This window comes from Citrobacter sp. Cpo030, from assembly GCF_030333005.1.
In the GTDB taxonomy this organism is placed as follows: Bacteria; Pseudomonadota; Gammaproteobacteria; order Enterobacterales; family Enterobacteriaceae; genus Citrobacter; species Citrobacter portucalensis.
Genome location: NZ_JAOWGT010000067.1, coordinates 346,442 through 367,114, shown reverse-complemented (window position 1 = coordinate 367,114; position 20,673 = coordinate 346,442). Strand labels below are relative to the sequence as shown.

Here is a 20,673-nt window from a genome sequence, read left to right as displayed (position 1 = left end):
TTTTTAAATCATAACGTAAGCAAATGATTTTCAGTAGCGGATCCGTTAATGACGAAAATAGGCAACTTATGCGTATGGGGCAAGATGAATTTTATTTTTCCCGTGACGACGACTAAAAATTGCGAACCTGTTTCCGAAAATAAGGTTGATCTTTGTTGATGGCAGGGTTACTGTATATCCATACAGTAACTCACAGGGCTGGATTGATTATGTACACTTCAGGCTATGCAAATCGTTCATCGTCGTTCTCTTCCACATCAAGCAACATTGCGCGCGTTTCATCAGAGAACGCAACCGCTGGGCTTATCAGTGAAGTTGTCTATCGCGAGGACCAGCCCATGATGACACAACTGCTGCTGCTTCCCCTGCTGCAACAGTTAGGGCAACAATCACGCTGGCAGCTGTGGCTGACGCCTCAGCAAAAATTAAGTCGGGAGTGGGTGCAGTCAGCTGGACTTCCATTGACGAAAGTCATGCAAATTAGTCAGCTCTCCCCCTGCAATACGCTGGAATCAATGATTCGTGCGCTACGCACGGGTAATTACAGTGTTGTCATTGGCTGGCTGGCGGAAGAATTAACGGAAGATGAACATGCCGAACTGGTCAAAGCGGCTGATGAAGGTAATGCGATGGGTTTTATCATGCGTCCGGTTCGCGCCCAGACACTTGCGGGGAGACAGCATTCCGGGCTAAAAATTCACTCGAATTTGTATCATTGAGTAAAATTAGGATTTATCCTGGAATTTTTTTTCATCTCTCAATTTGTCTTTGAGCTGTAATGTGTTTTTCGTCTGAACGCTTGTCAGAAGCGGTTTTCAGGATATCCTCAGTACATTTATTCAGCTATAAATGTTAAATATTGTGTATACAAGCCTTTTTTTTTCATATGCCTGACGGACTTCACACTTGTAAGTTTTCAACTACGTTGTAGACTTTACATCGCCAGGGGTGCTCGGCGTAAGCCGCAGATATCGGTAGAGTAACTATTGAACTGGTCCCCGGGTGAAGGATTTAACCGTGTTATCTCTCTTCGGAGATATTCATGGCGAATTTTGGATGATAACGAGGCGCAAAAAATGAAAAAGACAGCTATCGCAATTGCAGTGGCACTGGCTGGTTTCGCTACCGTGGCGCAGGCCGCTCCGAAAGATAACACCTGGTATACTGGTGCTAAACTGGGCTGGTCTCAGTTCCATGATATTGGCAACAACCGTATCGACAACAACGGTCCGACCCACGAAAGCCAACTGGGTGCCGGTGCGTTCGGTGGTTACCAGGTTAACCCGTACGTTGGTTTTGAAATGGGTTACGACTGGTTAGGCCGTATGCCATACAAAGGCAGCGAGCAGAATGGCGCTTTCAAAGCTCAGGGCGTTCAGCTGACCGCTAAACTGGGTTACCCAATCACTGACGATCTGGACGTTTATACCCGTCTGGGTGGTATGGTTTGGCGTGCAGACGCTAAAAACAACACTGGCTTCAAAGACCACGACACTGGTGTATCCCCAGTATTCGCTGGTGGCGTAGAGTACGCAATTACTCCTGAAATCGCTACCCGTCTGGAATACCAGTGGACCAACAACATCGGTGACGCGAACACCGTTGGCGGTCGTCCAGATAACGGTCTGTTGAGCGTTGGTGTTTCTTACCGTTTCGGCCAGCAGGAAGAAGCAGCTCCAGTAGTTGTTGCTCCGGCTCCGGCTCCAGAAGTACAGACCAAGCACTTCACTCTGAAGTCTGACGTTCTGTTCAACTTCAACAAAGCAACTCTGAAACCAGAAGGCCAGCAGGCTCTGGACCAGATGTACAGCCAGCTGAGCAACCTGGATCCGAAAGACGGTTCCGTAGTGGTTCTGGGCTTCACTGACCGCATCGGTTCTGACGCTTACAACCAGGCGCTGTCCGAGAAACGTGCTCAGTCCGTTGTTGATTACCTGATCTCTAAAGGTATTCCTTCTGACAAAATCTCTGCACGTGGCATGGGTGAATCCAACCCAGTTACTGGCAACACCTGTGACAACGTGAAAGCTCGCGCTGCACTGATCGACTGCCTGGCTCCGGATCGTCGTGTTGAGATCGAAGTTAAAGGCATCAAAGACGTTGTAACTCAGCCTCAGGCTTAAGTTATCGTCTTATAAAAAACCCCGCTATGCGGGGTTTTTTTTCATCTTTTTTCATCCAAAGTAAGCCACGTGTTAAACCAGCCGACCGCTACTCTTTTCCCAGCAACGCCTGTAAATCCTGTTTCAATGTCGACATTTTGTTCGCGTACTTCTCTTTATGCTCTGCGTCTTCAATTAGCTGCACAATAGTTTCAGAAAGCGTTTTTCCGCGCCGCTGCGCAAGACCAGCCAGACGCTGCCAGACCATGAACTCCAGATCGATGGATTTCTTCCGGGTATGCTGATGCTCAGCATTAAAGTGCCGCTTGCGCCTGGCACGTATGGTTTGTTTCATACGATTAAGCAGCGCAGAATTCATGTGTTCTTCAATCCAGGCATTAACCCGAACCGGTTCATTTTCGAGGGTTAGCAATAAATCAACGGCTTCTTTGGCAGCGCTGGCCTCGACGTAACGGGTGATTAATTCCCCCTCACGATGCTTCTTCACCAGATACTTCCATTTCCAGCCGCTTTCAAGGTTTTCAAGTTGTTGATATTTCATTGCGATCTCAATGTTACCGTGTAACTCTTATCAGAATATCAGCTTTTTCGGCATCTGAAGAAAAGAATATCCAGCCTGTGAACTGCCGCGCGTCATCACAACCGTTTCGCGGCGCTTTCCAGGTGTTTAGTGGTGAGGGTTACGGTATAATCTCGTTTTTTACAACAGACTAAAAAACATCAACTTTGACCATTACGAAACTTGCATGGCGTGATCTGGTTCCTGATACCGACAGTTATCAGGAAGTATTTGCACAGCCGCACGTCACTGACGACACCGACACCTTACTTAGTGATACTCAGCCACGTTTACAATTCGCGCTAGAGCAGCTTCTTCAGCACTGGACAACATCCTCGTTCATGTTGGTAAAAGCACCGGAAGAGCTTGAGTATCTCAACCTTATTGCAAAGGCTGCACGTCCCTTGCACACGGATGCAGGAAGCCTGACTGGCGGTCATTACGACATCTCCGGTCACACTATTCGTTATCGTACAGCAGAGAAAGCGGAAGACAATTTTGCGACGTTGACGCAGGTGGTCAGCGCTGACTGGGCCGAAGCCGAACAACTGTTTGGCTGTCTGCGTCAGTTCAATGGAGAAATTACGCTGCAGCCAGGTCTGGTACATCAGGCCAATGGAGGTGTGCTGGTTATCTCATTGCGCACGCTGTTGGCCCAACCTCTGTTGTGGATGCGCCTGAAAGCCATTGTCAGCCACGAACGTTTTGATTGGGTAGCTTTTGATGAGTCTCGCCCGCTGCCTGTCTCCGTTCCCCCTATGCCGCTTAAACTGAAAGTTATTTTGGTGGGTGAGCGTGAATCGCTGGCGGATTTCCAGGACATGGAACCAGAGCTGGCTGAGCAGGCCATTTACAGCGAGTTTGAAGATAATCTGCAGATTGTGGATGCCGAAACCATGACGCAATGGTGTCAGTGGGTCACGCATACCGCCATACGCAATAATTTGCCTTACCCCGCTCCTGATGCCTGGCAGGTTCTGATCCGTGAAGCCGTTCGCTATACCGGGGAACAGGATACATTGCCGCTTAACCCGCTGTGGATCACCCGACAGTTCAAAGAGGTGGCCCCATTATGCGAGAGCGAAACCTGCAACGCTGAGCAGTTCAGCCTGATGCTGGCTCAGCGCGAATGGCGTGAGGGATTCCTGGCTGAACGCATGCAGGATGAAATTCTGCAAGAGCAGATCCTTATCGAGACAGAAGGCGAGCGTATTGGCCAGATCAACGCCTTGTCGGTGATTGAGTTTCCAGGCCACCCACGCGCATTTGGCGAGCCTTCTCGTATCAGTTGCGTCGTGCATATTGGCGACGGCGAGTTTACGGATATTGAGCGCAAAGCCGAGCTCGGCGGAAATATTCATGCCAAGGGTATGATGATTATGCAGGCGTTCCTGATGTCGGAACTCCAGCTTGAGCAACAAATCCCCTTCTCTGCCTCACTGACCTTTGAGCAATCTTACAGCGAAGTGGACGGTGACAGCGCGTCTATGGCAGAACTGTGCGCATTGATTAGCGCCCTCGCCGACGTTCCTGTTAATCAAAGTATCGCCATTACAGGTTCTGTCGATCAGTTTGGTCGGGCACAACCTGTCGGTGGTCTGAATGAGAAAATTGAAGGTTTCTTCGCCATCTGCCAGCAGCGCGAACTGACAGGCACACAGGGCGTTATCATTCCTTCGGCTAACGTCAGACACCTCAGCCTGCAGCCTGCGCTGCTACAGGCCATAGAAGAAGAAAAATTCACTATCTGGGCGGTGGACGACGTGACTGATGCGCTGCCACTGTTGTTAAATCTGGTGTGGGATGGCGAAGGCCAGACAACGCTGATGCAAACCATTCAGGAGCGTATTGCCACGGCAACGCAACAGGAAGGTCGTCACCGTTTCCCATGGCCGCTACGTTGGCTGAACTGGATTATTCCGAACTGATCGGACTTGTTCAGCGTACACGTGTTAGCTATCCTGCGTGCTTCAATAAAATAAGGCTTACAGAGAACATGGTAGATAAACGCGAATCCTATACGAAAGAAGACCTTCTTGCCTCTGGTCGCGGTGAGCTGTTTGGCGCTAAAGGGCCACAACTGCCAGCACCAAGCATGCTGATGATGGACCGTGTCATCAAGATGACCGAAACCGGTGGCAACTTTGACAAAGGTTATGTTGAAGCTGAACTGGATATCAACCCGGACCTGTGGTTCTTCGGTTGTCACTTTATCGGCGATCCGGTGATGCCGGGCTGTCTGGGTCTCGACGCCATGTGGCAACTGGTTGGATTCTATCTCGGCTGGCTGGGCGGCGAAGGTAAAGGCCGTGCGCTGGGCGTAGGCGAAGTTAAATTCACCGGCCAGGTTCTGCCGACCGCGAAGAAAGTCACTTACCGCATTCACTTCAAACGCATCGTTAACCGTCGCCTGATCATGGGCCTGGCAGATGGTGAAGTGCTGGTTGATGGTCGTCTGATCTATACCGCAAACGATCTGAAAGTGGGTCTGTTCCAGGACACTTCCGCGTTCTAATCCAGAACTGCGAAGCAGCCAGACATTAACGTTTCCCCGTTTTTTCAGGTGTGCAAAAAGGCGAAACCTCCGCTCTGCGGAGGTTTCTTTTATCTAAAGAGACAGAATCAGGCCATTAAAACCCTATCCCCCATGGCTTCTCGCCAGCCTCCCAGCCAGTATGACCTCTGATTCAGCGTCTGATAGGGACACATTTCTTTTGAGCGTCCGGCAATGCCGGCCTGATATCCACGTTGATGTGCCCGTTCCAGGCGATCTCGTTTTTGTCTCTTCATGCCTCGTTTCCCTCATTTTTGGGTCTGGTGGAAAAGAAAACAGTGATTACTAAGTGTGCAATCACACTAAACGAATACCCCTAAACATCAGGCTCGTCAATGCGCAAAATTCACGCCAGTGTCATATTTGTGAGCTACTCGCTAAATCATTTGTACAAAAATAGTCAGTCAGAACAGCTATCTCCACGGCTAAAAAAATAAAAAAAACCGCCCCGGGCAATGAACCAGGGGCGGTATAATTTACAATTATTTAAGCTTAAGGGATGCGTTTCAGCTCTTGAGCAATGGCCATTGCTTCCTGACTCCAGGCATTGGCAAGAACCTTCACCATCTCATCGTAGCCGTCTTTAGTCTGTACAGCTTCGATGTGGAATGGACGTTTGATCAGTTGTCCCTGATGATTCAGCAACCATTCACCGCTCACGATAACCTTACCATCGTACCGACCGTGGAAGCCGGTTACGGTAACGTTCAGCGTGTCCTGAGTGCTTCCCAGCGGCTGTGAAGCGACAACCCAGCCAGGCAACTGCATACTGAGGTTCGCAACCAGCGTATTGCGCAATTGCTGATCTAATGGGCTGGCCCAGAGATTATTATTGGCTATCACATATTGCACATCGCTGGTCTGGTAAACCACCCCATTACCGGCCAGATAATCAGGTACCGCAATCTGTTCAACCCACAGCAGACGGTTTCCCTGATTGGCAGAGCTCTGCACACCGCCTTGTGCGATAGGGAGCTGGTAATAGCTTTTATTTTCTCCGCTGGAGCTGCATGACGTCAGCCAGACCGCCATCATCACCACTAGCCACTTTTTCATTGTTTCGCCCTCTTCGGCTCTGGATCTTTTTTGTCCTTCGCTTCAAATACCAGCGCATTACTCTTATCGTTCAGCGTTTTCAGTACCGGTTGCAGTTCACGCAGCACCTGATCAAGACGCTGCATATCCGCCACCATCTTGTTGTAGGCCGCGGAACCAGGCTGGAAGCCCTGCATACTACGATTTAGTTCACGCAGCGTGTTCTGCATATCCGCCGGCAGATCCTGCATCGACTGACTGGACGTGATCTTGTTCATGTTATCCAGCGTGGTTTGCAGATGCTTCATCGTGCGCTGGCTTTCCGACAGCGTATTAGTTGCCTGCTCAATCATCGGGTTCAGCGGCAGATTGTTAATCTTATCCAACGCTTCCATCAGACGCTGTTGGATCTGCGCCAGACCACCGCTCACGGTCGGAATAATTTGATAACCATTAAATTCGCGCACACCAGTAATCGGAGGCTCTTTCGGGTAGAAGTCGAGATCGACATACAGCGCGCCGGTTACCAGGTTCCCGGTTTTGAGCGATCCTCGTAATCCGCGTTTAAGCAGTTGCTCCAAATGAGCGCCAACATCGGTATCCTCTCCCAGTTGCGCCTTCAGACGTTCTGGTTCAATACGTACCAGCACCGGAATGCGGTAATCATTGTTAAATACCTGACGCATATTCGGTGAGAAGAAAGGTACTTTACTCACCGTACCCAAGCGGATGCCACGGAATTCCAGCGGCGCACCAGGCTGCAGGCCACGAATCGAATCTTTAAAGAACATCAGGTAATCAATATGATCGGTATACAGTGAATCCTGAATACTTTTTTGATCGTCATAGAGATTAAACGCTGATTGTTGTGCGACCGGCTCACCCTGCTCTAAACCTTCTGGCACATCAAAACTTACGCCACCGCCAAACAGCGTGGAGAGCGATCCCATTTCCACGCGCATACCTGCCGAGGTAAGATCAACGGCGATCCCGCTGTCTTTCCAGAAACGTACATTGCTGGTCACCAGACGATCGTTAGGCGCATTGATGAAAAGCTGATAGCTGATGGTACGCTTTTGCGCATCAAATGTGCTGGTTTCAACCGAACCTACACGATAGCCGCGGAAAAGCACCGGATCGCCAGGGCTCAACTGACCGGCTTTTTTGCTGTCCAGAATCACACGGATCCCTTTTGCATCTGGCGGGGCCAACGGCGGTGAATCCAGCAGTTGGTAATTTTCCAGCTTACTGCCTTTATTGCCAGGCTGCAGTTCAATATAAGCCCCGGACAATAGCGTGCCTAGTCCACTGATACCTTCACGTCCAACCTGCGGCTTCACCACCCAAAAGACAGAATCTTTATGCAGCAGCTTTTCCATTCCGGAGTTAAGACGCGCTTTAATCTCCACATGGGTCAAATCATCAGTCAGGGTTGCGCTCTCGACGATACCGACATCCACGCTGCGGCTTTTAATCGTCGTTTTGCCCCCTTCAATACCTTCGGCATTGGTGGTAATAAGCGTGACCTGTGGCCCCTGATGACTGTAGTGATAAAACAGTACCCACGCGCCAATGAGTGCAGTGACGATAGGGAATATCCATACGGGCGACCAGTTTTTTACCTTTTGCACTTTGGCTTCCCCACTTTTAGATTCCATGCTGTCAGGACTCCTCATGGCCTGGTTCTGGTTCACGGTCCCACGACAGACGCGGATCAAATGTCATCGCAGAAAACATTGTCATAATGACGACTAAAGCAAACATCAAAGCACCCATTGCAGGATAAATGTTCATTAACCCTCCCATGCGCACCAGCGCAGAGAGTACCGCAATCACAAAGACGTCGATCATTGACCAGCGACCGACAAATTCCACAACTTCATAAATCAGGTGCATACGTTCGCTGTCGCGTTTGCCATGCCCTTTGGCATCCCAGCATAGCCAGGCAATGGCGATCATTTTCAACGTCGGCACCATAATACTGGCGATAAAAATAACCGCAGCCACCGGATAAGAGCCTTCGCTCCAGATTAAAACCACCCCCTCAAGTATCGTTGATGGCAGCTTTGACCCGAGCAGATCGGTAATCATAATCGGCAAAATATTGGCAGGAAGATAAAGCATGATTGACGTAAACAGTAATGCCAACGTCCATTGCAGACTGTTTTTACGCCGCACATAGCCTTTCGTCTGGCAGCGCGGACACACCCGTTCATTAGCGGGAAGTATCGCAGTGCAGCAAGAGCAGGAACGCAGTCCCTGTCGAATGCCGGGTACACCAGGTTTTAACTCCTGCTTAATCACTGGCATTGGCGCAATATCATCCCACAGCCAGCGACGGTCAACGCACTGGAATGCGCGCAGTTGCAAAACGCAAAAGAAGCACCACGGAATAAAGCTGCTGCCCACGCCGATATCGCCGTAAGCCATGAGCTTAACGAAGCTGACCAGCACGCCGGCGAGGAAGATTTCCGCCATCCCCCAGCTTTTTAACTGGAACAGGACGCGTGCAAGACCCGCCTTAAGTCTTGCGGGCATCTGCACCCGATTCACCAGCAGCAGGATAGTCAGCAGGCAAAACGCGGGGACCAACTGCACGAATAATAAAAAGAAGGTGCCGAGACTGGCGTAGTCTTCAGAAAAGAGAACGCTGGGGATCTCCAGCAACGTGACTTCGCTGCTCACCCCTGCAACGTTCATATTCACAAAGGGGAAGAGGTTTGACAGAAGCAGCATGAATAATGCTGCTAAAACATAGGCGGTAGGACGCTGCCGCGGCGCGTCCCACTCCACCGTTAACGTAGTGCCACATCGTGGACATGCCGCTTTCTGACCATGCTCAAGGCGAGGTAACGCCACCAGCATGTCACACTGCGAGCACAAAATATGCTTCGCGGCATGGTGATGTTCGCACATATGTGCTCCTTTAAATTATGCGCCGTTCTTCAAAGACTCAAGATACTCCCAGCGCTCAAAGGCTTGCTCAAGTTCTTGTTCCGCTTCGTTCAGACTAGCTAATACCTGTTGTGTTTGCTCATGTGGCTGACTGAAAAAAGCGGCGTCAGCAACCTGCGCTTGTAGCCTTTCCAGTTTAGCTTCCAGTTCTTCAAGCTGCGCGGGGAGTTGCTCGAGTTCGCGCTGCAGTTTATAGCTTAGTTTGCTCGTGCCACGTTTGACAATTTCTGCTTTAGGAGCAACGGCTTCCTCTGTTTTTTTCGTGACCGGTTGTTTAAACGCCACATACTGAGATTGCTGGCTGCGCGCATCATGATAACCACCGACATAACGACCAATTTTACCGCCGCCTTCGAAGATCCAGCATTCAGTTACAGTATTATCCACAAACTGACGGTCGTGGCTTACCAGCAGTACAGTCCCCTGATAGCTATCAATTAGTTCTTCGAGCAGTTCCAGCGTTTCGACGTCAAGATCGTTCGTTGGTTCATCGAGAATCAAAAGATTGCTGGGTTTCAGAAAAAGACGCGCCAACAACAGGCGATTTCGTTCCCCACCAGAAAGCGCACGCACTGGTGTCATCGCGCGTTTCGGATGGAACAGGAAGTCCTGCAGGTAACCCAGCACATGGCGAGGTTTACCGTTAACCATCACCTCTTGCTTACCTTCAGCCAGGTTGTCCATCACGGTTTTATCTGGATCCAGTTCGGCGCGGTGCTGATCGAAATAAGCCACTTCCAGCTTGGTGCCGACGTGAATGCGTCCACTGTCAGCCTGAAGCTGGCCTAACATCAACTTCAGCAGCGTTGTTTTGCCGCAGCCGTTCGGTCCGATTAGCGCAATTTTGTCGCTACGTTGTACCTGTGCGGAGAAATCTTTTACCAGTTGCTTTCCATCAACCTGGTAATCCACATTCTCCATTTCGAAAACAATCTTGCCTGAACGGCTCGCCTCTTCGACCTGCATCTTCGCCGTGCCCATCACTTCGCGGCGTTCGCCACGCTCGCGACGCATGGCTTTCAGTGCGCGCACGCGGCCTTCGTTGCGGGTACGGCGCGCTTTGATCCCCTGACGGATCCAGACCTCTTCCTGCGCCAGCTTGCGGTCAAACTCTGCATTTTGTAACTCTTCTACGCGCAGCGCTTCTTCTTTCTCCAGCAGATACTGATCGTAATTCCCCGGATAAGTCACCAGCTTGCCACGATCGAGGTCGACGATACGTGTCGCCATATTGCGTATAAATGAACGGTCATGGGAAATGAAGATGATTGTCCCATTGAAGGATTTCAGGAACCCTTCCAGCCAGTCGATGGTTTCAATATCCAGGTGGTTTGTTGGTTCATCCAGCAGCAGTACACGCGGATTACTCACTAACGCGCGGCCCAGCGCCGCTTTACGCAGCCAACCGCCTGAAAGCGAAGAAAGTGCGGCGTTTGGATCCAGCCCCAACTGCTCCAGCACTTCATTAATACGGCTTTCGAGCTGCCACAGATTGTGATGATCGAGCATTTCCTGAACCCGCGCCATCTCATTCAGATTTCTGTCGCTCGGATCAGTCATCACCAGACGCGAAATATCGTGATAACGCTTGAGATACTCGGCCTGCTCTTCGATACCCTCGGCAACGAAATCATACACGCTGCCCTCAACATTACGCGGCGGATCCTGTTGCAGACGCGCCACAACCAGATCCTGCTCATAAATGATACGCCCGTCGTCAAGCCCCTGCTCACGGTTCAGGATCTTCATCAGCGTCGATTTACCTGCGCCGTTACGGCCAACCAGACAGACGCGTTCGTTATCTTCGATATGCAGTTCTGCATTATCAAGAAGCGGCGCATCGCTGAACGACAGCCATGCACCATGCATACTGATCAATGACATTTATTTATCCTTTCAGGCTGCGGTAATCAGCCAGCAATTGTGGATCTGACGGTTACGGGCAAAATCCTGGGAAAGCGTTTTTTGGGTAATTTCTTGTGCTTTCAATCCCAGTTCAGCCAAACCGTCGAGATCCATACGGAACCCACGTTTGTTGTTGGAGAACATGATCGTGCCGTCTTTACGCAGCAGACGTTTCAGATCTTTCATCAGCGCCAGATGATCGCGCTGCACATCAAACGAATCTTCCATACGTTTTGAGTTAGAGAACGTCGGCGGATCGATGAAAATCAGATCAAACTGTTCATTCGCATCACGCAGCCAGCCCAGGCAATCGGCCTGAATTAAACGGTGAGCGCGACCGCTCAGGCCGTTCAGACGCAAGTTGCGTTCCGCCCATTCCAGATAGGTACGCGACATATCGACCGTCGTAGTACTACGCGCACCGCCCAATCCTGCATGTACGCTGGCGCTTCCGGTATAGGAAAACAGGTTGAGGAAGTCCTTACCTTTACTCATCTGCCCCAGCATGCGGCGCGCAATACGGTGGTCGAGGAATAAACCCGTATCAAGGTAGTCAGTCAGGTTCACCCACAGGCGCGCGTTGTACTCGCTTACCTCAATGAATTCACCCTTCTCATTCATCTTCTGATACTGATTCTTGCCTTTCTGTCGCTCACGGGTTTTCAGCACCAGTTTGTTTGGCGCGATTTCCAGTACTGACAGCGTGGCGGCAATGATGTCGAACAGGCGTTGACGTGCTTTTTGCGCATCAACCGTCTTCGGCGGGGCGTATTCCTGAACCACGACCCAATCACCGTAACGATCTACTGCAACGTTGTATTCCGGCAGGTCAGCGTCATACAGGCGATAACATTCAATGCCTTCCTGACGCGCCCATTTTTCCAGCTTCTTAATATTCTTGCGCAGGCGGTTGGCATAATCTTCCGCTACCGTGGCAGGCTTGCTGTCCGCAGTGGTCTCTGCAACGTGATAATTCTTCTGCACACAATCCAGCGGGCCGTTTTTCGCTTTGAACTGCTTGTCGGCACGTAATTGCAGGCTGCTAAGCAGATCCGGCGAGGCGCTGAACAGCGACAAATTCCAGCCGCCAAACTGGTTTTTCATCGTACGGCCCAGCAGGCTGTGCAGGGCAATCAGCGCCGGTTCGCTATCCAGACGTTCGCCGTAAGGCGGGTTACTGATAACTGTCCCATACGGTCCTTTCGGCAGCGGATTGCTCAATTTGGCGACATCTTTCACGTCAAACGTCATCAGATCGGCGATACCGGCGCGGCGAGCATTACTACGCGCTTTTTCAATCACGCGCGCATCGCTATCGGATCCATAAAAATGCGAGGTATAGTCAGCCAGTCCCTTACGCGCACGCACCTGCGCTTCGGCTTTAACTTCTTGCCAGACGGCTTCGTCGTGTTGCGCCCAACCGCTGAAGCCCCAGTATCCACGGTGCAGACCCGGCGCGCGATCGGTCGCCCACATTGCCGCTTCAATCAGCAGCGTGCCGGAACCACACATCGGATCGAGTAACGGGGTTCCCGGCTGCCAGCCAGAACGCATAACAATTGCCGCGGCCAGCGTCTCTTTAATCGGTGCCTGACCCGCGCGATCGCGATAGCCACGCTGATGCAAACCGTCACCGCTCAGATCGAGCGCAATGCTGGCAGTATCCTTGTTCAACCAGACGTTGATGCGCAGATCCGGAGATTCACGATCCACATTCGGACGCGGCATATTTTTGCGGGTAAAGGCATCGACAATCGCATCCTTGACCTTCAGCGCGCCGTACTGGCTGTTACGAATGGTCTCGTTCAGTCCGCTAAAATGGACGGCAAACGTAGCACCAGGGTTAAATATCTCTGTCCAGTCGATTGCCTGAACGCCGAGGTACAGATCAAGATCGCTGTAGACCTTGCACTCTCCCATCGGCAGGATAATGCGCGAGGCCAGGCGGCTCCACATCAGGCTCTGGTAAACAAGCCGCGTGTCGCCCTTAAAATGGACCCCACCCTGAACGACCTGACACTCCAGCGCGCCGAGGTTTTCCAGTTCAGTTTTTAACAGCTCTTCCAGCCCGCGGGCCGTACTGGCAAACAGAGAATTCATAATGTCACTTTTACTCCGAGAAAATTGCTGCGCATTATAGCTAATATGGGCTGTATGTCATAAAGTTGAAGGCTTATTTTCATTCGAGGGGCTGTACAGTGGTCACGTTAACCCGACTTTTTATTCATCCGGTTAAATCAATGCGCGGCATTGGGCTTACGCATGCCCTGGCAGATATTAGCGGTCTCGCCTTTGATCGCATATTTATGATCACTGAACCTGACGGAACATTCATAACCGCCCGCCAGTTCCCACAAATGGTCCGTTTTACGCCTTCCCCATTCCACGATGGGCTGCATCTTACGGCGCCAGACGGCAGCAGTGCGCTCGTACGATTTGCCGATTTCGCTCCTCAGGATGCACCAACAGAAGTATGGGGAAACCATTTTACCGCGCGTGTTGCGCCAGCGGCTATCAACCAGTGGCTTAGCGGCTTTTTCTCCCGTGAAGTGCAGTTACGCTGGGTCGGCCCGCAGCTGACGCGCCGTGTAAAACGCCATGTTGATGTTCCTTTATCCTTCGCTGATGGTTATCCCTATCTGCTGGCCAACGAAGCATCCCTGCGCGATCTGCAACAGCGCTGTCCGGCAAGCGTCAAAATGGAACAGTTTCGCCCCAATATAGTGGTTTCGGGAGCAGGTGCCTGGGAAGAAGATACCTGGAAAGTGATTCGTATTGGCGACGTCATTTTTGATGTAGCAAAACCCTGTAGCCGCTGTATTTTCACGACAGTTAGCCCGGAAAAAGGCCAGAAACATCCATCCGGTGAACCGCTTGCCACATTGCAAACCTTCCGTACTGCGGTAGATAACGGCGATGTCGATTTCGGTCAGAATCTTATCGCGCGTAACAGTGGCGTTATTCGCGTCGGCGATGAGGTAGAAATTTTGGCAACCGGCCCCGCCAGAGCGTACGGCGCGGCTGAATCAGACGAAACTACACCCGAACAACAACCTGATGCCACGGTGCTTATTGACTGGCAGGGACAGACCTTTCGCGGAAATAATCAGCAGGTATTGCTTGAGCAGTTGGAGAACCAGGGTATCCGGGTTCCCTATTCATGCCGGGCAGGCATTTGCGGATGCTGTCGAATTCGACTGGTAGAAGGCGAAGTTAGCCCGTTGAAGAAATCAGCGATGGGGGACGACGGAACGATTCTGTGCTGTAGCTGTGTTCCCAAAACGGCAATCAGGCTGGAGAGCTAAACCGCCTGTTCAAGGCTGAAACTGTCAACAACGGCCTGCGGTTTCAGTCTGTCATTCATTATTTTAATCGCATCGCCAAGCTGCATCGTACGCCCGGCGATAACCACGCCAGGTTGCGCAAGCAGGCAAAGCGCGGCGTTTTTACCCGGCTCAACCACTAACAGGTTTACCTGTTCATCGGTATCGCTTAAATCAACACAGGCTGCGTCACCCACGACCGGCGACCAGTTAATACCGTGTGCGACAAAGTGCCAGCTTTTTGGCATTTGCGGTTTGAGATAACGAATCGCCACCAGCGCATTAAGCACCAGTTCCGCTTTTTGTTCTTTGGCTAAATCCAGGTAGCGACATTTTTCTTCAAAGGAAAAATAAAGCGCGGCGTCATCAACACAAAAACCAGACGGAGAAAATGCATCAGGAGTGAGCATTTTACGAGCAAAACGCGAACGGAATAACATGCCATTGGCTAAATCGAGCATCATACGATCGTGCTCTTCATCATAATACCAGCGCCAGTTATCGTCGGGTTTAATTCGCATCAGTTTCTCTCCTTTCCTTAATCATCACCGTTACGACAGTATCCTTTTGCCGCTTCGTTTATTGCCCTAATAATAAAAGCTCAGAATGTTTAAATAAGCAACAGTAAAGGAATATAAAACAACCAGGGCTAGAAATAAAGCCCTGGTTTGTGATTAAGGTAGCATTCAGATATTGCTGACGATTTCTTTTATCAACGGCGGACCTTTAAAAATAAAGCCCGAATAAATCTGTACGAGGGTTGCACCAGCAGCTATTTTCTCACGTGCAGCAATCACCGAGTCGATACCACCAACGCCAATAATCGGCAGCTGACCTTTTAATTCCTGAGACAACTGGCGAATAATTTCTGTACTTTTTAATTGTAACGGTCGACCGCTCAGACCACCCATTTGATCGCAATTTTTCATTCCCTGAACAAGAGAACGATCGAGGGTGGTGTTAGTCGCAATTACGCCATCAATATTATGACGAACTAAACTATCGGCGACCTGGATCAGTTCTTCCACAGAAAGATCCGGCGCGATCTTTACCGCCACCGGAACATATTTATGGTGGATCGCTTGCAGATCGTTTTGCTTATTTTTAATTGCCGTCAGGAGATCGTCCAGCGCTTCGCCGTATTGCAGCGTACGTAATCCCGGCGTATTCGGTGAAGATATATTAATCGCGATATAACCAGCATAAGCATAGACTTTTTCCATACAAATCAGATAGTCATCTTTGCCGTTCTCTACTGGGGTATCTTTGTTCTTACCAATATTAATACCCAGAATACCGTCAAAATGCGATTTTTTAACGTTCTCAACCAGGTTATCAACCCCGTGGTTATTAAACCCCATGCGGTTGATCAGACCTTCTGCATCGACCAGACGGAACAGACGCGGTTTATCGTTACCCGGCTGAGGGCGTGGCGTCACGGTACCAATCTCAATGGAACCAAATCCCATAGCGCCGAGCGCATCAATGCACTCCCCGTCTTTATCCAGTCCGGCAGCAAGCCCGAGCGGATTTTTGAACGTCAACCCCATACAGGTAACCGGTTTTGCCGGTACTTTCTGGCGCACAAGCGCTTCAAGCGGTGTGCCGGTAATGCGACGTAATTGCTGGAATGTCAATTCATGAGCGCGCTCTGGATCGAGCTGAAAAAGGGCTTTACGAACGAAGGGGTAGTACATGAACTCTCCTGGATTCCCGGTGTGCAAACCGGGGGCGTATTATGTGCGATCGCGAGCAAAAAGGGAATTGACCTGCGGCAATAAATAGCAATCGTTTTCCTTGCCTCTGCCTTTTTATTCAATTTCCAACTTTTCTATGCCGTATAAATCATTTCGATAAACAAAATCTCTCTGCCAGACTGCTCAAATTGTTATCGATGTTAACAAAAAGCAAACAATTAGTTATAAGGGGAGAATGAAATTATGCGCGTCATCACTCTGGCGGGGAGCCCTCGCTTTCCCTCTCGATCCAGTGCGTTACTGGAATATGCCCGAGAAAAACTTCACGGTCAGGATGTCGAAGTCTTTCACTGGAACCTACACAATTTTTCCCCGGAAGACCTGATCTATGCTCGTTTCGACAGTCCAGCGCTGAACACATTTATCGAACAATTGCAGGATGCAGACGGGCTGATTGTCGCAACACCAGTCTATAAAGCCGCTTACTCTGGCGCCCTGAAAACCCTGCTCGATCTACTCCCCGAGCGGGCGCTGGAAGGGAAAGTGGTTTTGCCGCTGGCGACCGGCGGCAGCGTGGCGCATTTACTTGCCGTCGATTACGCGCTGAAACCGGTACTGAGCGCATTAAAGGCCCAGGAGATCCTGCACGGTGTGTTTGCTGATGATTCACAGGTAATTGATTATCAACATAAACCTCAGTTTACGCCCAACCTTCAGCAGCGTCTGGACAGTGCGCTCGATACCTTCTGGCTGGCGTTGCATCGTCGCGATGTCCAACTTCCTCAACTGAACACCCTGCGAGGTGCCGCTCATGCTTGATTTTCTCAGGCGTCACACGTCATGGCTGGCACTGACCGGGTTGTTGTCGCTGTCAACTCTGGGGCATGCCGCAGAATCGGCCCCCGATGCTCTGCGTATTGGTTACCAGAAAGGAAGCGTCAGTATGGTGCTGGCCAAAAGCCATCAGCTACTCGAGAAACGCTATCCGCAGACTAAAATCTCGTGGGTCGAATTCCCGGCTGGACCGCAAATGCTGGAAGCACTCAATATCGGCAGTATCGATCTCGGCAGTACCGGTGACATTCCGCCGATTTTCGCCCAGGCCGCCGGGGCCGATCTGGTTTACGTGGGCGTCGAGCCGCCCAAACCGAAAGCCGAAGTGATTCTGGTGCCAAAAAATAGCCCAATTCAGAGCGTCGCGCAGCTTAAAGGACATAAAGTCGCCTTCCAGAAAGGCTCCAGCGCCCACAATTTACTGCTCCGGGCGCTGCAACAGGCCGGACTGAAATTTACCGATATTCAACCGACGTATCTGACTCCCGCCGATGCGCGAGCGGCCTTTCAGCAAGGGAACGTTGATGCGTGGGCTATCTGGGATCCCTATTATTCCGCCGCGTTACTGCAAGGTGATGTACGCGTACTGAAGGACGGCTCAGACCTCAAGCAAACCGGTTCGTTTTATCTCGCCGCCCGTCCTTATGCCGAGAAAAATAGCGCTTTTGTACTTGGCGTACTGGATACCTTTAGCCAGGCCGATGCGTTAACGCTCAACCAGCGCCAGCAAAGCATTACCCTGCTGGCCAAAACCATGGGGCTGCCCGAACCGGTGATTGCGTCTTATCTGGATCACCGTCCGCCAACCACCATTGTGCCAGTCAACGCCTCCGTTGCTGCCCTGCAACAACAAACCGCCGATCTGTTTTATGACAACCGTTTGGTGCCGAAAAAAATCGATATTCGCCAGCGTATCTGGCAACCCACCCAGCAGGCAGGAGAAAAATTATGAGTCTGAATATGTTCTGGTTTTTACCCACCCACGGTGACGGTCATTATCTTGGAACGGAAGAAGGTTCGCGCCCGGTCGATCACAGTTATCTGCAACTAATCGCGCAAACGGCCGATCGTCTTGGATTTACCGGCGTCCTGATCCCAACCGGTCGCTCTTGCGAAGATGCCTGGCTGGTCGCCGCTTCGATGATCCCGGTCACCCAGAGATTAAAGTTTCTGGTCGCGCTGCGCCCAAGCGTCACCTCGCCAACGGTTGCCGCACGTCAGGCTGCGACGCTCGACAGACTCTCAAATGGCCGGGCGTTATTTAACCTGGTGACCGGCAGCGATCCACAGGAGCTGGCAGGTGACGGCGTGTTCCTCGATCACACAGAACGATATGAAGCCTCTGCTGAATTTACTCAGGTCTGGCGGCGCTTGCTGCAAGGTGAAACGGTGGATTTCAACGGCAAACATATTCATGTCCGCGGCGCGAAGCTGCTTTTCCCTCCCGTACAACAACCCCGGCCACCGCTTTATTTCGGCGGCTCGTCTGATGTCGCACAAGACCTTGCTGCCGAGCAGGTTGATCTCTATCTGACCTGGGGCGAGCCGCCGGAACAGGTGAAAGCGAAGATTGAACAGGTGCGGGCCAAAGCAGCGGCGCTCGGGCGCAAGATCCGCTTTGGTATTCGTCTGCATGTGATCGTACGGGAGACAACCCACGAGGCGTGGCAGGCAGCGGATCGTCTGATAGCCCACCTGGATGACGACACCATTGCCAAAGCCCAGGACGCCTTCTCAAGAACGGATTCGGTTGGTCAGCAGCGAATGGCTGCACTGCACAATGGTAAACGCGACAAATTGGAAATTAGTCCGAACCTGTGGGCAGGCGTTGGACTGGTACGCGGTGGCGCGGGTACCGCGCTGGTCGGAGATGGTCCGACTGTCGCGGCGCGTATCAACGAGTATGCCGCGCTGGGAATCGACAGCTTTGTGTTGTCCGGATACCCACATTTGGAAGAGGCATACAAGGTTGGCGAGCTGCTGTTCCCGCATCTGGATGTTGCTATACCGGAAATTCCGCAGCCGCAATACCTGCAACAACAAGGTGAAGCGGTGGCAAACGAATTTATCCCGCGCAAAGTCGCGCAAAGCTAAGGAGCTGCAAATGGCAACGCCGAAAAACAGGTGGTTATTACGCCTCGCGCCCTGGTTTTTACCGGTAGGTCTGGTGGCGCTCTGGCAGCTCGCATCTTCAATGGGCTGGCTGTCCACTCGCATCCTGCCCTCTCCGGAGGGTGTTATCGAAGCCTTCTGGACGCTTTCCGCCAGCGGCGAGCTTTGGCAGCATCTGGCCATCAGTTCCTGGCGCGCGCTAATCGGATTCTCCATCGGTGGATCGATTGGCCTGACGCTGGGACTGATCAGCGGTCTTTCGCGTTGGGGAGAACGTCTGCTGGATACCTCAGTGCAGATGCTGCGTAACGTACCGCATCTGGCGCTGATCCCGCTGGTGATTTTGTGGTTCGGCATTGATGAATCCGCCAAGATCTTTCTCGTGGCGTTGGGCACGCTGTTCCCAATTTACATCAACACCTGGCATGGGATTCGTAGTATCGATCGTGCGCTGGTAGAAATGGCGCGCAGCTATGGATTATCCGGCTTTTCACTGTTTGTTCATGTGATCCTCCCCGGCGCCCTGCCCTCGATTATGGTCGGCGTGCGTTTTGCTCTCGGGCTGATGTGGCTGACGCTGATTGTGGCGGAAACCATTTCTGCCAATGCCGGTATTGGTTACCTGGCGATGAACGCCCGCGAATTTCTGCAAACCGATGTGGTCGTGGTGGCCATTATTCTCTACGCCCTGCTCGGCAAACTTGCCGACGTCAGCGCCCAACTGCTGGAGCGAGTCTGGCTACGCTGGCATCCGGCTTATCATGTAAAGGAGGCTACCGTATGAATACCGCTCGCCTGAACCAGGGTACACCGCTGTTGCTGAGCGCCGTGACAAAACAATACGCCGCCAATACGGTGCTCAATCAATTAGATTTGCATATTCCGGCCGGACAGTTTGTTGCCGTGGTTGGCCGCAGCGGCGGTGGTAAAAGCACGTTGCTGCGTCTGCTGGCAGGGCTGGAATCGCCGACCTCAGGCGCATTACTTGCCGGAACCACCCCACTGGCGGAAATTCAGGATGATACGCGTATGATGTTCCAGGATGCGCGTCTGCTGCCATGGAAGACGGTTATCGATAATGTGGGCCTGGGTCTGAAAGGTCAGTGGCGCGATGCGGCCCGAGATGCGCTGGCCGCCGTTGGGCTGGAGAGTCGTGCTCACGAATGGCCGGCTGCGCTATCCGGTGGACAAAAACAGCGTGTAGCCCTGGCACGGGCATTAATTCATCGCCCCGGTTTGCTGCTGCTGGATGAACCCCTCGGCGCTCTGGATGCCCTAACCCGCCTTGAAATGCAGGATCTGATCGTCTCTTTATGGCAAGAGCACGGCTTTACCGTACTGCTGGTCACTCATGACGTCAGTGAAGCGGTGGCAATGGCCGATCGCGTGTTGCTGATTGAGGACGGAAAAATCGGACTGGATCTTACGGTGGATATTCAGCGCCCCCGCCGTTTGGGATCGGGACGGTTAGCCGATCTGGAAGCGGAAGTGTTGAACCGGGTTATGCAGCGTGGCGACAATGAAGTTCAGTTACGCAAGCAGGGTTAAAAATGCCGGATGGCGCTACCGCTTATCC

General features: G+C 51.7%; 19 protein-coding genes. 10 read left to right on the top strand and 9 right to left on the bottom strand.

The window, feature by feature from the left end:
* The first annotated feature begins 209 nt into the window (after positions 1–209).
* Positions 210–719: an SOS-induced cell division inhibitor SulA gene (gene sulA, locus OGY37_RS14735; protein ID WP_008784287.1), complete on the top strand. Its 510-nt coding sequence runs from the start codon at positions 210–212 to the stop codon at positions 717–719.
* A gap of 357 nt (positions 720–1,076) precedes the next feature.
* Positions 1,077–2,123: a porin OmpA gene (gene ompA, locus OGY37_RS14730; RefSeq protein WP_126318575.1), complete on the top strand. Its 1,047-nt coding sequence runs from the start codon at positions 1,077–1,079 to the stop codon at positions 2,121–2,123.
* A gap of 88 nt (positions 2,124–2,211) precedes the next feature.
* Here the strand turns inward: ompA and matP are convergent, their stop codons facing one another.
* Positions 2,212–2,664: a macrodomain Ter protein MatP gene (matP, locus tag OGY37_RS14725; RefSeq protein ID WP_003831992.1), complete on the bottom strand. Its 453-nt coding sequence runs from the start codon at positions 2,662–2,664 to the stop codon at positions 2,212–2,214.
* Between the two features lie 185 nt (positions 2,665–2,849).
* On the opposite strand from matP, the gene OGY37_RS14720 reads away from it, so the two are divergent.
* Positions 2,850–4,610, top strand: coding sequence for an AAA family ATPase (locus tag OGY37_RS14720; protein WP_286621101.1), 1,761 nt, complete (start codon positions 2,850–2,852; stop codon positions 4,608–4,610).
* A gap of 68 nt (positions 4,611–4,678) precedes the next feature.
* Positions 4,679–5,197, top strand: a complete 519-nt coding sequence (fabA, locus tag OGY37_RS14715) for a bifunctional 3-hydroxydecanoyl-ACP dehydratase/trans-2-decenoyl-ACP isomerase (RefSeq protein WP_003035875.1) — start codon at positions 4,679–4,681, stop codon at positions 5,195–5,197.
* Between the two features lie 107 nt (positions 5,198–5,304).
* Here the strand turns inward: fabA and rmf are convergent, their stop codons facing one another.
* The 6 genes from rmf to rlmKL form a co-directional block, all read right to left on the bottom strand.
* A complete protein-coding gene (gene rmf / locus OGY37_RS14710; RefSeq protein WP_003035871.1) occupies positions 5,305–5,472 on the bottom strand; it encodes a ribosome modulation factor in 168 nt (55 codons plus the stop codon).
* Between the two features lie 256 nt (positions 5,473–5,728).
* On the bottom strand, positions 5,729–6,292 hold the full coding sequence (pqiC, locus tag OGY37_RS14705; RefSeq protein WP_003831985.1) for a membrane integrity-associated transporter subunit PqiC: 564 nt from the start codon (positions 6,290–6,292) through the stop codon (positions 5,729–5,731).
* Positions 6,289–7,929, bottom strand: coding sequence for an intermembrane transport protein PqiB (gene pqiB / locus OGY37_RS14700; protein WP_003831983.1), 1,641 nt, complete (start codon positions 7,927–7,929; stop codon positions 6,289–6,291). The genes pqiC and pqiB overlap by 4 nt, the downstream gene beginning before the upstream one ends.
* A 4-nt stretch (positions 7,930–7,933) precedes the next feature.
* Entirely contained in the window at positions 7,934–9,187 is a 1,254-nt protein-coding gene (gene pqiA, locus OGY37_RS14695; protein WP_003831981.1) for a membrane integrity-associated transporter subunit PqiA, read from the bottom strand.
* A 15-nt stretch (positions 9,188–9,202) separates the two neighbouring features.
* Positions 9,203–11,110: an ABC transporter ATP-binding protein gene (locus tag OGY37_RS14690; protein ID WP_003831978.1), complete on the bottom strand. Its 1,908-nt coding sequence runs from the start codon at positions 11,108–11,110 to the stop codon at positions 9,203–9,205.
* A 12-nt stretch (positions 11,111–11,122) separates the two neighbouring features.
* Positions 11,123–13,231 (bottom strand): bifunctional 23S rRNA (guanine(2069)-N(7))-methyltransferase RlmK/23S rRNA (guanine(2445)-N(2))-methyltransferase RlmL, encoded by a 2,109-nt coding sequence (gene rlmKL / locus OGY37_RS14685; protein WP_003831977.1) that lies wholly within the window; start codon positions 13,229–13,231, stop codon positions 11,123–11,125.
* 98 nt (positions 13,232–13,329) lie between these two features.
* On the opposite strand from rlmKL, the gene OGY37_RS14680 reads away from it, so the two are divergent.
* Entirely contained in the window at positions 13,330–14,436 is a 1,107-nt protein-coding gene (locus OGY37_RS14680; protein ID WP_126318582.1) for a YcbX family protein, read from the top strand.
* Here the strand turns inward: OGY37_RS14680 and zapC are convergent.
* Positions 14,433–14,975: a cell division protein ZapC gene (gene zapC, locus OGY37_RS14675; RefSeq protein ID WP_286548475.1), complete on the bottom strand. Its 543-nt coding sequence runs from the start codon at positions 14,973–14,975 to the stop codon at positions 14,433–14,435. The two genes, OGY37_RS14680 and zapC, sit on opposite strands and share 4 nt — an antisense overlap.
* 165 nt (positions 14,976–15,140) lie before the next feature.
* Positions 15,141–16,151 (bottom strand): quinone-dependent dihydroorotate dehydrogenase, encoded by a 1,011-nt coding sequence (gene pyrD, locus OGY37_RS14670; protein ID WP_003831973.1) that lies wholly within the window; start codon positions 16,149–16,151, stop codon positions 15,141–15,143.
* A gap of 243 nt (positions 16,152–16,394) precedes the next feature.
* Between pyrD and ssuE the strand changes: the two genes are divergently transcribed.
* From ssuE to ssuB, 5 genes are read left to right on the top strand one after another with little or no spacing between them, the layout of a single operon-like run.
* Positions 16,395–16,970, top strand: a complete 576-nt coding sequence (gene ssuE / locus OGY37_RS14665; protein ID WP_003831971.1) for an NADPH-dependent FMN reductase — start codon at positions 16,395–16,397, stop codon at positions 16,968–16,970.
* Positions 16,963–17,937 carry a sulfonate ABC transporter substrate-binding protein gene (locus tag OGY37_RS14660; RefSeq protein WP_126956782.1) on the top strand — a complete coding sequence of 325 codons (975 nt, stop codon included), beginning with the start codon at positions 16,963–16,965 and terminating at the stop codon, positions 17,935–17,937. The genes ssuE and OGY37_RS14660 overlap by 8 nt, the downstream gene beginning before the upstream one ends.
* Positions 17,934–19,079, top strand: coding sequence for an FMNH2-dependent alkanesulfonate monooxygenase (gene ssuD / locus OGY37_RS14655; RefSeq protein WP_003831965.1), 1,146 nt, complete (start codon positions 17,934–17,936; stop codon positions 19,077–19,079). The genes OGY37_RS14660 and ssuD overlap by 4 nt, the downstream gene beginning before the upstream one ends.
* A gap of 10 nt (positions 19,080–19,089) precedes the next feature.
* On the top strand, positions 19,090–19,881 hold the full coding sequence (gene ssuC / locus OGY37_RS14650) for an aliphatic sulfonate ABC transporter permease SsuC (RefSeq protein ID WP_149384723.1): 792 nt from the start codon (positions 19,090–19,092) through the stop codon (positions 19,879–19,881).
* Complete coding sequence (gene ssuB, locus OGY37_RS14645; protein WP_149384724.1) at positions 19,878–20,645, top strand: aliphatic sulfonates ABC transporter ATP-binding protein; 768 nt, start codon at positions 19,878–19,880, stop codon at positions 20,643–20,645. The genes ssuC and ssuB overlap by 4 nt, the downstream gene beginning before the upstream one ends.
* The last annotated feature ends 28 nt before the right edge of the window (positions 20,646–20,673 follow it).

Excerpts from the sequence above, each read along its gene's own strand:
- sulA (WP_008784287.1), top strand. The coding sequence starts at position 210 with ATGTACACTTCAGGCTATGCAAATCGTTCATCGTCGTTCTCTTCCACA.
- ompA (WP_126318575.1), top strand. The coding sequence starts at position 1,077 with ATGAAAAAGACAGCTATCGCAATTGCAGTGGCACTGGCTGGTTTCGCT.
- matP (WP_003831992.1), bottom strand. The coding sequence starts at position 2,664 with ATGAAATATCAACAACTTGAAAACCTTGAAAGCGGCTGGAAATGGAAG.
- fabA (WP_003035875.1), top strand. The coding sequence starts at position 4,679 with ATGGTAGATAAACGCGAATCCTATACGAAAGAAGACCTTCTTGCCTCT.
- rmf (WP_003035871.1), bottom strand. The coding sequence starts at position 5,472 with ATGAAGAGACAAAAACGAGATCGCCTGGAACGGGCACATCAACGTGGA.
- pqiC (WP_003831985.1), bottom strand. The coding sequence starts at position 6,292 with ATGAAAAAGTGGCTAGTGGTGATGATGGCGGTCTGGCTGACGTCATGC.
- pqiB (WP_003831983.1), bottom strand. The coding sequence starts at position 7,929 with ATGGAATCTAAAAGTGGGGAAGCCAAAGTGCAAAAGGTAAAAAACTGG.
- pqiA (WP_003831981.1), bottom strand. The coding sequence starts at position 9,187 with ATGTGCGAACATCACCATGCCGCGAAGCATATTTTGTGCTCGCAGTGT.
- OGY37_RS14690 (WP_003831978.1), bottom strand. The coding sequence starts at position 11,110 with ATGTCATTGATCAGTATGCATGGTGCATGGCTGTCGTTCAGCGATGCG.
- rlmKL (WP_003831977.1), bottom strand. The coding sequence starts at position 13,231 with ATGAATTCTCTGTTTGCCAGTACGGCCCGCGGGCTGGAAGAGCTGTTA.
- zapC (WP_286548475.1), bottom strand. The coding sequence starts at position 14,975 with ATGCGAATTAAACCCGACGATAACTGGCGCTGGTATTATGATGAAGAG.
- pyrD (WP_003831973.1), bottom strand. The coding sequence starts at position 16,151 with ATGTACTACCCCTTCGTTCGTAAAGCCCTTTTTCAGCTCGATCCAGAG.
- ssuE (WP_003831971.1), top strand. The coding sequence starts at position 16,395 with ATGCGCGTCATCACTCTGGCGGGGAGCCCTCGCTTTCCCTCTCGATCC.
- OGY37_RS14660 (WP_126956782.1), top strand. The coding sequence starts at position 16,963 with ATGCTTGATTTTCTCAGGCGTCACACGTCATGGCTGGCACTGACCGGG.
- ssuD (WP_003831965.1), top strand. The coding sequence starts at position 17,934 with ATGAGTCTGAATATGTTCTGGTTTTTACCCACCCACGGTGACGGTCAT.
- ssuC (WP_149384723.1), top strand. The coding sequence starts at position 19,090 with ATGGCAACGCCGAAAAACAGGTGGTTATTACGCCTCGCGCCCTGGTTT.
- ssuB (WP_149384724.1), top strand. The coding sequence starts at position 19,878 with ATGAATACCGCTCGCCTGAACCAGGGTACACCGCTGTTGCTGAGCGCC.